We start from the raw sequence: 13,594 nt of genomic DNA, 5'->3' as shown, positions 1-13,594 counted from the left end.
CGACCAGCGAAATCGGCCTGGCCATCACCTGTCCATCCAACGGAGACCTTCCATGCTCAGAACTCCCCTGCACCTCCTCGGACTGTTCGCCACGCTGCTCGCCTGCGCCGCTCCGGGCAGTGGCCGCGCGGAGCGCGCCCCTCACCCGTACGTCGGCATGTGGGTCACCGCCGACGGACGGATCCGCCAGGAACTCCTCGCCAACGGCCGCTACGAGGAGGAACGCGATGGTCGCAAGCGCGCCTACACCGGCCGCTACACCGTCACGGGCACCCACCTCGACTACCACGACGACCTGGGCTTCACCGCCACCGGCGACGTGCGAGACGGCGTGCTCTACCACGAGCACCTCGTGCTGTACCGGCAAGAGCGGCCGTCATGACCGAGATCGCCGGCTCAGCACGCCCCGTCACCGGCGCCCGCGAAGGCGCCCAGCTGATGATCATCGATGTCGCCGGAAGGCCCCTGCGGGAGACGCGCCCGCGACCCGCATCTGCTGTACCTGGGGCGCCTGGGCAGTGCCGATTCTCGTCGCGGCTTGCGGATCTGTCTGGACCACGTCATGCGCATGCTCACCGGCGACCGGCTCGGCGACCTCGCCGTCACCGGGCAGGGCCGGCCCTGGCATCACCTGCGCTACGAGCGCACCGCCTGGATCCGCGAGCAGATCGACCACATGGACGGGGCAGCCGGGGTGGTTCGCCGGCCCTGGCCGTCGGCGTCACCGGCGGGGCTCTCTCGCCTGGTCGGACGCTTGCTGATCCGCGGCCCTCGGCGGTAGGAAGGCCGTATGTCCGTCGAAGGCGAGCGCCCGGCCGCCGGCCACAGGGTGGAGGACGCCCTGTGGGCGGCCCGGAAGTACTACCTGCACGGTGTCACCATGGACACGATCGCCCGGGAGCTCGGCGTCTCACGGTCGACGGTGTCCCGGCTGCTCGCGTACGCGCGGGACGTGGGCCTGGTCGAGATCCGCGTGATGCCGCCGCGCTCGCGCTCCACGAGCAGCGAGGCGGATCTCGCCGGCCGCTACGGTGTGCACGCGCACGTGGTGCCGGTGCCCGCCACAGCCTCGACGGTCGAGCGGCTGGAACGTTGCGCCGTCTACACGGCACGGCTGCTCACGTCGGTGTTCGACTCCGACATGATCATCGGCCTGTCGTGGGGCACGATGGTCAACGCGATCAGCCGCTGCCTGGTCCCCAAGCAGACCGCCAACTGCCAGATCGTCCAGCTCAACGGCCTCGGCAACGCCCGCACGACGGGCATGCACTACGCGGGCGCCGTGCTGACCGCGTTCGGGGCGGCGTTCGGCGCGTACGTCCAGCAGTTCCCGTTGCCGCTGTTCTTCGACTCGCCGCGTACCAAGGAGCTGCTGCTGGCGGAGCGGAGCGTGCGGCGGGTCGTCGAGCTGCAGCAGAGCGCCGACGCCGTGCTGTTCAGCGTCGGCACCGTGACGGACGGCGTGCCCAGCAGCCCCTACCTGAGCGGCTACTTCCTCGACGAGGCCGACTTCGCCTCACTCAGGCAGGACGGCGCCGTGGGCGACATCGCCACCTCGTTCTACCGCCTGGACGGATCGCACGAGGGCGTCAGCTTCAACGCCCGGACGAGTGGACCCGACCTCGACCAGCTCCGGCAGGTGAAACACCGGATCTGCGCGGTGTCGGGTGACCACAAGATCGACGCCCTGCACGCGGCCCTCACCGGCGGTTACGTCACCGACCTCGTCATCGACGAGATCACCGCGCACGTTCTGCTGGAGCGCCATCCGTGAGCGCGGACGACGCCTCGCCGCCCTCGGCGTCCCCGCCGAGGGGGACGTCGCGGCCGTCCTTGACGCCCAGCGCGCCGACGATCGCGATGGCGCACATCACCACCATCAGCGACGAGATCGCCCAGGTGCCCTCAGTGCGCGCGGTCAGGAAGGCCGCGATGAACGGCAGCGTGCCGCCCGCCGCCGCCGCGGCCAGTTCCCGGCTGGCCGCCACGCCCGTGAAGCGCATCCTGGTCGGGAACTGCTCCGGCAACATGGACGCCTGCGACCCCAGCATCAGGTCGTTCGCGAACGTCAGCACGAGGACCATGGCCAGCCACACCAGCATCGGGTTCCCGGTGTCGAGCAGCCAGAAGAACGGGAACGCCGCGGCGGCGCACAGCGTGGCCCCGGCGATGAACACCGGTCTGCGGCCGAAACGGTCGGACAACGCGCCGGACAGGGGCAGCGTGACGAGCTTGACGGTGTTGGCCACGAGCAGGCCGCCGGTGGCGACCGCCGCCGCCAGCCCGACGTTCCCGGTCACGTAGGAGAGGGCGTAGACGCTCGGGATGTACGTCGCGACGTTCGGCCCGATGCTGACCAGGAAACCCTTCAGCAGCGACCCCGGAGCCTCCCGCAGGACCGCGACGACGGGCGCCGCGCTGCGCTCACCCGCCTCGACCGACTCGGTGAACGCCGGCGTCTCGTCGACCCGCGACCTGATGTAGAGGCCGATCGGCAGGATCAGGATGCTGAGCAGGAACGGCACCCGCCACCCCCAGCTCAGGAACGCGTCCTGCGCCAGCCAGGTGAACGGGGTGAACACCAGGGTGGCGAGGATGACGCCGAGCGCGTTGCCCGTGGGCGGGATGGCGGCGAACAGCCCGCGACGGCCCGGAGGAGCGTGCTCGGCGGCCATCAGCGCGCCGCCCGCGTACTCGGCGCCGGCCCCGAGCCCCTGGGCCACGCGGAGCACGACCAGCAGCACCGGGGCGGCGACGCCGATCGACTGGTAGCTGGGGATCAGGCCGATCGCCGTCGAGGAGATCGCCATCACGGTCAGCGTCAGGACCAGCACGAACCTGCGGCCGTACCGGTCGCCGAGGTGGCCGAACAGCAGGCCGCCGACCGGGCGGGCGAAGAAGCCGACCGCGAACGTGCCGAGCGAGGCCAGCGTCGCCGCGAGCGGGTCGCCCTTGGGGAAGAACACATTGCCGAAGACGAGCGCGGCCGCGGTGCCGTACAACATGAAGTCGTACCATTCCAGCGCGGTCCCGATCGTGCTCGCGGAGACCACGCGGCGGATCATCGGGCCGCTCCTGACCGGTCGCCCGCGACGGCGAGGCGCTCGGCCTGCGGGCCGAGGTAGGCGCCCTGGTCCAGCAGCCGCCGCTGGAGCTCGGGCACGTCCACGAGCCGCGGCGCGGTGCCGGCGGCGACGGCCATCGCCGCGCCGAGCCCGGCGGCCTCGCCCATCGCGAACGACGGCGGCATCACCCGTACGGCGGCCAGCGCCTCGTGCGTCGCCGAGACGCAGCGGCCGGCCACGAGCACGCCGTCGAGCTCCGCCGGGACCAGGCTGCGGAACGGGATCTCGTAGATGTTGGCGGTGGGCGGGATGCCGTCCTCGAACGGCCCGTCGCCGCTGACCGGGCTGTGGATGTCGACGGGGTAGCCGGCCACCGCGATCACGTCGTCGAAGTGTCTGCCGTCGATGAGATCCTCCAAGGTCAGGACGTATTCGCCGACGATACGCCGGCTCTCGCGCACCCCGACGGTGGCGGCGGTGTCGAGCAGCTTGGCCTCCTCAAGGCCCGGCAGGTTCTCGTGGAAGAAGGTCATGAGCCGGCTCACCTGCCGCCGGCCGAGCACCTCGGCGCGGGTCAGGTCGCCGGCGTCGGTGCCGTTCATGCCGAGCACCCGCGTCGTGTTGATCCGCCAGACGCCGGGCTCCAGCGTCTTGAACAGCTGGACGCCGCGGCGCGGGATCGGGAACCGGCCCTCACGCCGGGCCCGCTCGACGATGCCCTGGTAGGGGAACAGCTCGTCGGGGTGGGCGTCCTGGTAGGCCCGTACCTTGGCGTCGTCAACGTTCGAGACCCGGAAGAACACCGTCATCGGCTGCACCTCGCCGTCGGCCGCGCGGCCGTACTCGAAGGCGGCGCCGCCGCGGGCGGCCACGTCGCCGTCGCCCGAGCAGTCGACGGTGACGGTGGCGGGCAGGAGCGCCAGGCCGCTCTTGTTCGCGACGACGACGCCGGTGACCCGGCCGTCGGCCACGGCGGTGTCGGCGACGAAGCTGTGCAGCAGCAGCTCGACCCCGGCCTCCAGGCACATCTCCATCGCGGCCTGCTTGGCCGCCTCGGGGTCGAACGGCGTGACCGCCTCGTGCCCGAACACCATGAACCCGGAGTACTCGCTCCCGGACTTCGTCCGCGAGGGGTGGACCGCGCCGCCGGCGTCCTCCATCCTGCGGACGAACTCGTCGAAGATCCCGCGGACCAGTTGCGTGCCGCCGTCCAGGGAGAACGACGTCATGCACGGGCCGACGAGCCCGGCGGTCAGGTTGCCGCCGAGGAAGCCGAAGCGCTCGACGAGCCGTACGGAGGCGCCGGCGCGCGCGGCGGCGACGGCCGCGGCGATCCCGGCGGGGCCGCCGCCCACGACGAGCACGTCGGTGGCATCACTGATCGGGATGTCGCGCGTATAGCGGAGGGTGGTCACAGGGCACTCCTTCAGTCAGTGCTGGGGTGTTGCGCCACTGTGACGTGCCTGTGAACGGATGGTCAACAGACCTGCACGAACGTGCACGATGCACGTTTCGCACCTTTTGCCGGTACGGGCGGCAAGAGAGGAGAACCCGGGGCCGGGCCAGCTCCCGCCGTCGCAGCAGTCGGGGCAGCGCCTGGTCGGCCCACTCGCTTCGATGGGCCGGTCACGCTACACAGCGTGGGACGCGCGTAGTCGCCGTCTAGCGGGTCTGCGCGAGCAGGGTGGTCAAGGTGCCGGCGACCCGCAGCAGGTCCTCGCCCGGCAGGTCCGCGGCCAGTTCCTCCAGCCTGCTGACGATCTCCCCGTGCACCCGTACGGCGAGGACCTCCCCCTCGGGCGTCAGCTCGACCCGGCACGCGCGCCGGTCGGCGCCGTCACGCACGCGGCGGACCAACCCGCGCCGCTCCGCCCGATCCACCAGCCCGGTCAAGCTCGGCTTCTCCAGGTGCAGGAGCCTGCTGAGGTCCGTCATCCCGATCCCGTCGCCGCTCGTCAGCACGCACAGCAGTTGTGCCTGCTGCGGGGTGACGTCGCGCTCGCGGCTGACGTCGGCGAAGACGTGCTGCACCAGGTGCGACGTCCGCACCAGCGCTGCGGCGAAGCCCAGCTCGGCGCCTGTCGCGCTCTTCATCCGCACCTCCTGCCGCCGAGTGTAGTTGCGCATAGTTCGTATCACAAACTATGTTGTTCGCACTACGAACTGTTCGTGCTACGAATCAAGTTTGGAGGTGAGACCATGCCCGCGTCCCCCCGGCAGATCGTGACGGCACTCGTCACCACGGTCTTCGGCTACTCCCTGATGCAGACGGTCGTGGTGCCCGCGCTCGGCCTGCTCACCCGCGAGCTGCACACGACACCGGCCTGGTCAGCCTGGATCCTCAGCGCGTTCCTGCTGTCCAGCGCGGTGCTCACGCCACTGCTCGGACGGCTCGGCGACCTGTACGGCAAGCGCCGCGTCATGGTCGGCGTGCTCGCCGCGTACGCCGCCGGCATGGCCGGAGCCGCGCTCGCCCAGGACATCGCCCAGCTCATCGCCGCCCGGGTCGTGCAGGGCGCGGCGCTGGCGGTGGTGCCGCTGTCGATGGCGATCCTGCGCGAGGCCCTGCCCCGAGAACGGCTGGCGTCCGCGATGGGCCTGGTGTCCGGCATCGTCGGCGCGGGGGCCGGAGCCGGGCTGGTGGTCGGCGGGCTGCTCGCCGACCGGCTGTCGTGGCGCTACCTGTTCGTCCTCGGTGCGCTGCTGGCGCTGATCAGCCTCGGCGCGGTCGCGCGATGGGTGCCCCGCGGCGAGCGCGCCGCCTCCGGCGGCCTCGACGTGCCCGGCTCCGTGCTGCTCGGCCTCAGCCTCGTCGCGGTGCTGCTCGCCCTCACCCAGGGCCCCTCGTGGGGGTGGTACTCGGCGCCGGTTCTCGGCCTGTTCGCGCTCGGGGTGCTGCTCGCCGCCGGGCTGCCGGCCCTGGAGCGGCGCAGGAGTGACGCCCTCATCGACGTCGCGGAGCTGGCCGACCGGCCGATGCTGGCCACGCATCTGGCCGCGATGGTGTTCGGCGCGGGATCGTACTTCTTCTACGTGGCGATCCCGCTGTTCGCCCAGCAACGGCCCGGCCCTGACGGCGCCGGCTTCGGCGCCTCGGTCACGGTCGCCGGCCTGCTGATGCTGCCCGGCATGCTGGCCATCATCCCAGCGGGCATGGCGGTCGGCCGGATCTCGCAGGCGATCGGCTCCCGCTGGCCGCTGGCGATCGGGTTCCTGGCGATGGCCGCGGGATCGGCACTGATCGCCGTGTCGCACGGCGCGTACTGGCATCACCTGGTGTTCTACGGGATGGTCGGCGCCGGGTCCGGGCTCGTCATGGGGGCGCTGCCGAAGCTGATCGCCGACATCGTGCCGCCGGCCAGGACCGGCACCGCGAACGGGCTCAACAACATCGCCCGCACCGTCGGCGGCGTCGTCGGCAGCCAGCTCGCCGCCGCCGTGATCGCCTCCGGCAGCGGCGGGCGCGCCGGGGCCGTGCCCGACTCGGCCTTCACCGCGCTGTTCTGGCTGGCGGGAGGGGTGGCGGTGGTCGGGGTCGCGGTCTCACCGTACGCCGTGCGCGCCCTGCGGACGGTGACGGCATGAGCATCTTCAGCGAACGTTCCGCGACGTCGCGCGCGACGGCCGCGCCGCGCTGGTCATCGACGACGTGCTGCCGCCGTGGCGGCCGCGCGGCGTGGAGATCCGCGGCGACGCCGAGGCGATCAACGGCGACCGGCCGCTGATCCTGCTGCGCCCGGCCCGGATCGTCAGCTGGGGCCTGCACAGCGGCGCCACCATCGAGGACACCTACCGCGCCCGCGCCGCAGGACAAGCCGTCGACACCTGACTCATGGCCACGATCCGGGTCCATACCGTCACGGCGGGGAGCTTACGGCCGCGTCCCGGCGAGGTCGTTGGCGGCGATGTAGCCGAACGTCATGGCCGGGCCGATCGTCGAGCCGGAGCCGGCGTAGCTGTGGCCCATGACCGCGCCGCTGGCGTTGCCGGCCGCGTACAGGCCGGGGATCACCGAGCCGTCCGCCCGCAGGACGCGGGCGCGGGCGTCGGTGCGCAGGCCGCCCTTCGTGCCCAGATCACCGGGGACGATCTTGAAGGCGTAGAAGGGCGGCAGCCAGAGCGGCGCCAGGCACGGGTTGGGCCGCACGTACGGGTCGGCGTAGTAGTGGTCGTAGGCGCTGTCGCCGCGGTGGAAGTCGGGGTCCCGTCCGGCCAGGGCGAACCCGTTGAAGCGGGTGACCGTGGCGCGCAGGGCCGCCTCGGGCACGCCGATCTTCCGGGCGAGCTGCTCGATCGTCGGGGCCCTGAACAGGGCGCCGCTGTCGTACCAGGAGTCGGGGAAGGGCAGCAGCGGGGCGAGGTCCTTGAACAGGTACTTGTTGCGGTACTGCTGGTCGACGATCAACCAGGCGGGGATGTGCGGGTCGGACGGGCTGTTGCGGTCGTACATGACGTGCACGACGTCGCTGTAGGGGGCGGCCTCGTTGACGAAGCGGCGGCCACTGCCGTTGACGATGACGCAGCCCGGCAGCGTACGTTCGGCCAGGCAGAAGTACGGCTCGTCGGGCAGCGGGATCACCGGCCCCCACCAGGCGTCGTCCATCAGGTCCAGGGCCGCCCCGGCCCGCTCACCGGCCTCGATGCCGTCGCCGGTGTTCTCCTTGGCGCCGACGGTCCAGCTCGTCCCGATGGGCTGGCGCTGGAACTCGGCGCGCATGGCGGCGCTGTGCTCGAACCCGCCCGACCCGACGATCACCCCGCGCCTGGCCCTGACCAGCCCGGCCGAGGTGACCACGCCCGCGACGCGGCCGTTCTCGACGTGCAGATCGAGCAGCGGGGTGTTCAGCCACACGGGCACCCCTGCCGCCAGCAGCCCGGCCCGCAGTCCCCCGGCCAGCGCCTGGCCCATGGTGAGCGGCTTCTCGCCGCGCAGCGCGGCCTGCGTGCCGCGCAGCAGGCACGCGGCCGACACCGCCGCCCCTTGCGGGTTGACCAGGGCGAGCGTCAGCCACTTGTAGTCGGCGCTGAAGACGACCATGCCCGCCGGGGTCGGGATGTACGGCGGGTTGAGCCGGGCCAGCTCCGGCCCGAGGAGGTTGCCGTCGAACTGGTCGGGCTCGATCGAACGCCCGCCCGGCATGCCGCCGGGGAACTCCGGATAGTAGTCGGAGTAACCGTCCATGAACCGGAAGCGCAGCGGGCTGTTGCGCATCACGAACGAGATCATCTCCGGTCCCGCGGCGAGGAACGCCTGCTGCCGCGCCGCCGGGACGGTGTCGCCCACCACACGGGCGAGGTAGGCGGCGGCCTTGGCCGGGGTGTCCGGCACGCCGGCGGCGAGGATCACCTCGTTGCACGGGATCCAGATGCCCGCCCCCGACCGGGCCGCCGACCCGCCGAACGTCGGCGCCTTCTCCAGCACGACGGTGCTCAGCCCGCGCTTGGCGGCGGTCAGGGCCGCGGTCATGCCGGCGGCTCCCGAGCCGATCACCACCACGTCGTAGTCGGCGTCGGCGTAGGCCGGGTCCTGGCCGAGGGCCGCGCCGGTGACCATGATCCCGCCCGCGATGAGCAGGGAACGGCGGCTGCGTCCACGAGGGGTGAGGTCGTCGGAGGCCGGTAAGGCAGGTCGCATCGGTGATCCCTTCGGACAGGGGCGGGCCGGTCGGCTCACCCACGAAAACGAGCATGCGCTTGGTTGGTTAGCCTGTCAACGTCCCTGGGACACCGGCGCGCCCGCTGTCGCTCGCGTGGCCTGGATGAGGGCATCGAACGCCCGCTCTTGCAGGTCGAGGAGGGTCTCCCGGCCGATGGTGGGCCCGCGCAGCCAGTTGATCGTGGTGGTCTCGACGAACCCCACGAGCCGCGTCTTCCTCTGGGATCCGTCAGGAGGCGGCTGCCGGGTGCGGGTCGCCCAGGTAGGGGAATCGGTCCAGGGTGTCGGTGTGCGGCTGCAGGCCGGTGGGCGGGGCCTCGTTCTTGGTGAGGAACGCGACGCGGATGTTGATGACGTCTTCGGCGAAGGTCCGGCCATTGGGGTAGGCCGCCGGTTTGGACGGGTCGAAGCGCAGCACGTCCGGCAGCAGGCCGTGCTCGTCGATCGCGGCGATGGCCTCCTCGTGCGAGTAGCCACCGGTGTGGCCCAGCAGGTGAACGAACTGATCCGTCCACTTGTCGCGGTCGTTGACCGGCTCGCTGGCGTTGTAGTCCTCTTTGGTGTCGTCGGTGTTGAAGAAGCTGCTCATGGACGGGTGTCCGGCCCGGTCGGCGTGGACGAGCTCGCCGTCGCGCAGGACGCTGCACCGGCCCCAGATGTGCAGCTCGGGCTCGGGTGCCAGCTCTGCGGTCGGCAGTTCGATGGCCATGGAGAAGACGTTGGCCGTGAGGTTGGAGTCGACGCCGGTCCAGGGGGACTTCCCGCCCAGGTGCGGTGCGGTGAAGTTCCGCTTGCCGCTGGTGTCGAACAGGTTCTTGATGCCGTCGAAGTCGAAGAAGAAGGCATCACTGCGGCTGCCGGCGGCCACCTTGTAGTCGCCGCTGCTGACCACGTCGGCCTGAGGGCCGAAGGAGACGGCGGCGTCCGACACGATCTTGGTGCCGGCCGCCTCCGGTTTGCGGGCCTCCGCGCCGGTCGCCATGAACACGCTGTAGGTCTGCGAGCCGTCGGACGCCGGCGGGCTGAAGACCCAGCTGAAGGCGACGTCGGTCAGGTAGTCGCCGTCGCTGTCGATGTTCAGCCGGTAGATGGCGTCGGGGTGCAGCGCGTCGGCGTTGGGATTGGCGTTGAGAATGAGAACGGTCCTGCTTGGATCCCCGGGTGCCGTGAAGGCGTACAGGTCGCACAGATCGAGACGCTGGTCCCCGAGCGGTGGCCCGAGGCTGAGGCCGGTGAAGTGGTTGGACATGTCAGGCCCTTTCCTTGCTCGCTCCTCCGGCGTGGTCACGATCTACGCCTGATCCTGTTTCTGCAGGTTAAGCCCCTTCCACCGAAATGAAGGAGAGGTGTTGACGGGCGGCGAGTCGCTCGGCTCGCACGGGCTGCGGCAATCGGTGGCGTGGGCCACCGCGCTGCGGTACGGACCTGCGCGATCTGCGCGACTCCTTCGGCACTGGATCGACGCCGACCGGAACGCCGCAGCGCCCGCTACGCGGTTCTCCTGAAGGAGGCGCTCACCCGCCGGAGGTCGGCCCCCGGCTGCGCGGCTGACCGGGGGCAGCCGGCACTGAGAACGATTTGATGAATCATCGAAGTATTTGTGACCCGTGTGGCCGCGTACCTATCGTCGCCGCCATGGAAACGTCCCTGACACAGCCGATCAATCCCACGACGCTCCCGGACGCGACGGGCAACTACACGCATGGCACCTTGGTGGCTGGTGTCCGCCGCACTGTGTTCGTCAGCGGCCAGGTCCCCTGGGCCAGGCAGGGCGCAGTTCCCGAAGACTTCGACTCCCAGTGCCGCTTGACGTGGCACAACGTCTTCGCCGTACTGGCCGAGGCCGGCATGGGCGTACGAAACCTCGCCAAGGTCACGACGTACCTCTCCGACCGCATGTACCGGGAAGCCAACAGCCGCATCCGCCAAGAGATTCTCGGAGACCACCGTCCCGCTCTCACCGTCATCATCACCGACATCTATTCCGAAGAATGGCTGCTGGAAATCGAGGCGATCGCCGTCGAGTGACCGATTACCCGATGTGCGCGTCCAGCAGGTGCCGGCCCAGCGGAGTCAGCTCGTGCCGGGCCGTTCGTGCCGCCCGGGTGGTGACGACCAGCCCGGCACGCCGCAGATTCGCCACATGTGTCGAGGCGGTTGCCGGCGTGACGCCCAACGCCGTGGCAAGGTCCGTGGTGCCGCAGCCGGGGCGATCGGCAAGAGCCCGTAATACCGCCGCCCGGCGCTCACCGATTGCCCCGGCCAAACGCCCATCCGGCCAGTTGTGCCCACCGTTGTCACGCCAGAACGCCCCGGCCGTGCGCGCCGGATAGAAGAGCATCGGCTGCTGCCGGTCGTTGAGCTGCCGGTGCACACCATCGGTCAGGAACATGCTCGGCACCAGAACCAGCCCGCGGCCGCCGAGGGCGAAATCGGGCGCGCCCGGCCCGTCGAATCCCAGATGCGGATACTCCCAACGCACATGTGGAGGGCACAAAGTGGCGAGCATGGCGTCCAGACCATGCTGCGCCGCGAGCCGTGCACGATAGGCCACATCCGCCGCCAACTGGGCGTGCAGCCGTGGCCAATCGGCGGCCAGCACCGCTTGATGGAACGCCGTGAAAGCGTGCCTCAACGTTCGCCGAGCGCGGTCGGGCCGGTGCAGCAGCGTGTCGACGACCACTGGAACGGTCTCCAGTACGCCGGCGAACGCGGCCATGTCCTGTTGCACCGGCACGGATGGGTCGTCAAGCGCCGCGTGGAGTTCGTCCTCGAATGACATCGAGTCAGTAGCAGGCTGCGGCGTCAGAAAGTCCGGCAGATGCCGGGTGTGCGCCGAGCACAGTGTCACCACCGGTCGAGCCACCGCAGGCAACACCGCACGCCTGGCATGACGCCACGCGGCCAGGCCAGGCGGCGGTTTCGGCAGCCCGAGGCCACGCGCCGCTTTCAGCGTTTCCTGAAAGGGCAGGATGGCGAATCGGACACGACCGAGGTCCGAGTCGGAGAACACCAGGCGCGGCATACGCCGGAGGTTAGCGGCATCCTCTTCCCCTAGAGACATTCAGCGCAAGCCGCAGCCGAAGGCCCAAGCCCGCCAAAGGCGGTGCCAAGCGCGCCCGGGCAGGCAATCCGGCGCGCCGGGCACGTATCAAGGTCCGGACGGGGCGCCGCTGATGCACGTACGCGATGTCGGCGCCGACCCGGCCGGCACCACCACCCGCAGCTACCAGCACAGCGGACGGCGCGGATACCACAGCGACCCTAGCGACGCAGTCGCCCTGCTGTGCGTGCGCTCGGCCGAATCCGGCGGACTCAGCTTCATCGTCAGCTCCACAGCTTCTACGCCAAGCCGCTGTGCACGCCGCACCCCGGCGGCGGGGTGTCCGTCGTACACAGTCGGGCAACGGGCATTTGCCGAGATGGCAACGGATGTTGGCCCCCGGAAAGCTGCGCACCTATGGTCGGCGTGATCCAGGAAGTGCAGGTCGAGGAGGGGGCACGATGACGGTCGAGCATCGGATCTTGGAAGCGGGCGCGGGGCGCATTCACTTGGCGGAGCAGGGCAGCGGGCCGCTGGTGCTGCTGGTGCACGGGTTCCCCGAGTCGTGGTACTCCTGGCGACGGCAGATGCCCGCGCTGGCGCGGGCGGGCTACCGCGCCGTCGCTCTCGACGTGCGGGGATACGGGCGCTCGTCCAAGCCGCGGGACGCTGCCGCCTACCGGATGCTCGACCTGGTCGCCGACAACGTTGCGGTCGTGCGGGCGCTCGGCGAGTCCTCGGCAGTGATCATCGGCCACGACTGGGGGGCGACGATCGCCGCGCACTCCGCGCTGCTCGCGCCAGAAGTGTTCCGTGCGGTCGGCATCTTGAGCGTGCCCTACACGCCGCCGGGCGGTCCCCGTCCGAGCGAGATGTTCGCTCAGATGGGCGGGGAGGAGGAGTTCTACGTCTCGTACTTCCAGGAGCCCGGCCGGGCCGAGTCCGAGATCGAGCCCGACGTGAAGGGCTGGCTCGCCGGGTTCTACCGCGCTCTGTCCGGCGACACCATGGGCGGACCCGGCGCTCCCGACCCGCATTTCGTCACCCGCGAGGGCGGCACCTTGCGCGAGCGGTTCCCCGCCGGGGCCCTGCCGTCCTGGCTGACGGAGGAGGATCTCGATTTCTACGCCGCGGAGTTCGAGCGGACCGGCCTCACCGGAGCGCTCAACCGGTACCGCAACATGGACCGCGACTGGGAAGACCTGGCTCCCTACGCCGGGGCCCCGATCAAGCAGCCGTCCCTGTTCGTCGGCGGCAAGCGGGACGCCTCCACCATGTGGCTGTCCGACGCCATCGACGCCTACCCCCATACCCTTCCGAATCTGATCGGTAGCCATCTCCTGGACTGCGGCCATTGGATCCAGCAGGAACGTCCCGACGACGTCAACCGCCTCCTCCAGGAGTTCCTCGACAACCTCTGACAGAGCATCACTGACGCCACGACCTCCGACCCACAGGACGCAAGCGCCAGGTCGAGCCGCGGTGGCCGCAGCGGGCTCGCGCCTGTGACCTGTGCGTCATCGGATGGCCGGGATGTCGGCCAAGCTCCTGCGGCCGCCCCCGGCAGCATGTCGGCTGGCCGACGCGCCAATCGCCGGGGTGTGGGCTTGTACCTGAACCGGGTGACAGTCAGCTGCCCGCATCGTCGGCTCTCACGAGGACCACCCCCACACCCGTGATCTCCCGCGTACGTGCACCACGGCCGCGCCGCCGCCCTGCGCGACCGGCGCGCCGCCCCAAAGCCCTGCAACACTCACGGACTCCCACAGGATTGCCCCAAAGGGCTGTCACCGTTTCTCACCTGGCGTTTCCGATACTTTCCTGGAGGAA

Annotated in this window: 14 protein-coding genes; 7 read left to right on the top strand and 7 right to left on the bottom strand. The window is 70.6% G+C overall.

Going from position 1 to position 13,594, the window contains the following annotated elements:
- Nucleotides 1-52 precede the first annotated feature (52 nt).
- From SMD20_RS47510 to SMD20_RS47500, 3 genes are all read left to right on the top strand, one after another.
- Complete coding sequence (locus tag SMD20_RS47510; RefSeq protein WP_329594456.1) at nt 53-382, top strand: Atu4866 domain-containing protein; 330 nt, start codon at nt 53-55, stop codon at nt 380-382.
- Between the two features lie 156 nt (nt 383-538).
- Nucleotides 539-781 (top strand): hypothetical protein, encoded by a 243-nt coding sequence (locus tag SMD20_RS47505; RefSeq protein WP_329594454.1) that lies wholly within the window; start codon nt 539-541, stop codon nt 779-781.
- A 9-nt stretch (nt 782-790) separates the two neighbouring features.
- Entirely contained in the window at nt 791-1,774 is a 984-nt protein-coding gene (locus SMD20_RS47500; protein ID WP_329594453.1) for a sugar-binding transcriptional regulator, read from the top strand.
- Here SMD20_RS47500 and SMD20_RS47495 read toward each other — a convergent pair.
- From SMD20_RS47495 to SMD20_RS47485, 3 genes are all read right to left on the bottom strand, one after another.
- Nucleotides 1,740-3,065: an MFS transporter gene (locus SMD20_RS47495; RefSeq protein WP_329594452.1), complete on the bottom strand. Its 1,326-nt coding sequence runs from the start codon at nt 3,063-3,065 to the stop codon at nt 1,740-1,742. The two genes, SMD20_RS47500 and SMD20_RS47495, sit on opposite strands and share 35 nt — an antisense overlap.
- Nucleotides 3,062-4,480: an FAD-dependent oxidoreductase gene (locus SMD20_RS47490; RefSeq protein WP_329594451.1), complete on the bottom strand. Its 1,419-nt coding sequence runs from the start codon at nt 4,478-4,480 to the stop codon at nt 3,062-3,064. Before SMD20_RS47490 ends, SMD20_RS47495 begins: the two co-directional genes overlap by 4 nt.
- A 247-nt stretch (nt 4,481-4,727) precedes the next feature.
- Nucleotides 4,728-5,159 carry a MarR family winged helix-turn-helix transcriptional regulator gene (locus tag SMD20_RS47485; RefSeq protein WP_329594450.1) on the bottom strand — a complete coding sequence of 144 codons (432 nt, stop codon included), beginning with the start codon at nt 5,157-5,159 and terminating at the stop codon, nt 4,728-4,730.
- Between the two features lie 105 nt (nt 5,160-5,264).
- Here SMD20_RS47485 and SMD20_RS47480 point away from each other — a divergent pair, with 105 nt between their 5' ends.
- The gene (locus tag SMD20_RS47480) at nt 5,265-6,650 is read left to right on the top strand and encodes an MFS transporter (protein WP_329594448.1); all 1,386 of its coding nucleotides are present in this window, start codon (nt 5,265-5,267) and stop codon (nt 6,648-6,650) included.
- A 64-nt stretch (nt 6,651-6,714) separates the two neighbouring features.
- A complete protein-coding gene (locus SMD20_RS47475) occupies nt 6,715-6,894 on the top strand; it encodes a hypothetical protein (protein ID WP_329594446.1) in 180 nt (59 codons plus the stop codon).
- 42 nt (nt 6,895-6,936) lie between these two features.
- On the opposite strand, the gene kstD is transcribed toward SMD20_RS47475, so the two are convergent.
- The 3 genes from kstD to SMD20_RS47460 form a co-directional block, all read right to left on the bottom strand.
- Nucleotides 6,937-8,700: a 3-oxosteroid 1-dehydrogenase gene (gene kstD / locus SMD20_RS47470; protein WP_329594444.1), complete on the bottom strand. Its 1,764-nt coding sequence runs from the start codon at nt 8,698-8,700 to the stop codon at nt 6,937-6,939.
- 75 nt (nt 8,701-8,775) lie between these two features.
- A complete protein-coding gene (locus tag SMD20_RS47465) occupies nt 8,776-8,925 on the bottom strand; it encodes a hypothetical protein (RefSeq protein WP_329594442.1) in 150 nt (49 codons plus the stop codon).
- 25 nt (nt 8,926-8,950) lie between these two features.
- Nucleotides 8,951-9,970, bottom strand: coding sequence for a DUF4331 family protein (locus tag SMD20_RS47460; RefSeq protein WP_329594440.1), 1,020 nt, complete (start codon nt 9,968-9,970; stop codon nt 8,951-8,953).
- A gap of 386 nt (nt 9,971-10,356) precedes the next feature.
- Here SMD20_RS47460 and SMD20_RS47455 point away from each other — a divergent pair, with 386 nt between their 5' ends.
- Nucleotides 10,357-10,749, top strand: a complete 393-nt coding sequence (locus SMD20_RS47455) for a RidA family protein (RefSeq protein WP_329594437.1) — start codon at nt 10,357-10,359, stop codon at nt 10,747-10,749.
- Nucleotides 10,750-10,753: 4 nt separating this feature from the next.
- Here SMD20_RS47455 and SMD20_RS47450 read toward each other — a convergent pair whose 3' ends face one another.
- Nucleotides 10,754-11,746, bottom strand: a complete 993-nt coding sequence (locus SMD20_RS47450) for a DUF5937 family protein (RefSeq protein WP_329594435.1) — start codon at nt 11,744-11,746, stop codon at nt 10,754-10,756.
- Nucleotides 11,747-12,225: 479 nt separating this feature from the next.
- Between SMD20_RS47450 and SMD20_RS47445 the strand changes: the two genes are divergently transcribed.
- Complete coding sequence (locus SMD20_RS47445) at nt 12,226-13,185, top strand: alpha/beta hydrolase (RefSeq protein ID WP_329594433.1); 960 nt, start codon at nt 12,226-12,228, stop codon at nt 13,183-13,185.
- The last annotated feature ends 409 nt before the right edge of the window (nt 13,186-13,594 follow it).

It is taken from the genome of Nonomuraea sp. LP-02 (assembly GCF_036289125.1).
Lineage (GTDB): Bacteria > Actinomycetota > Actinomycetes > Streptosporangiales > Streptosporangiaceae > Nonomuraea > Nonomuraea bangladeshensis.
The sequence above is the reverse complement of the archived record's forward strand: the minus strand, read 5'-3'. Positions and strand labels throughout refer to the sequence as shown.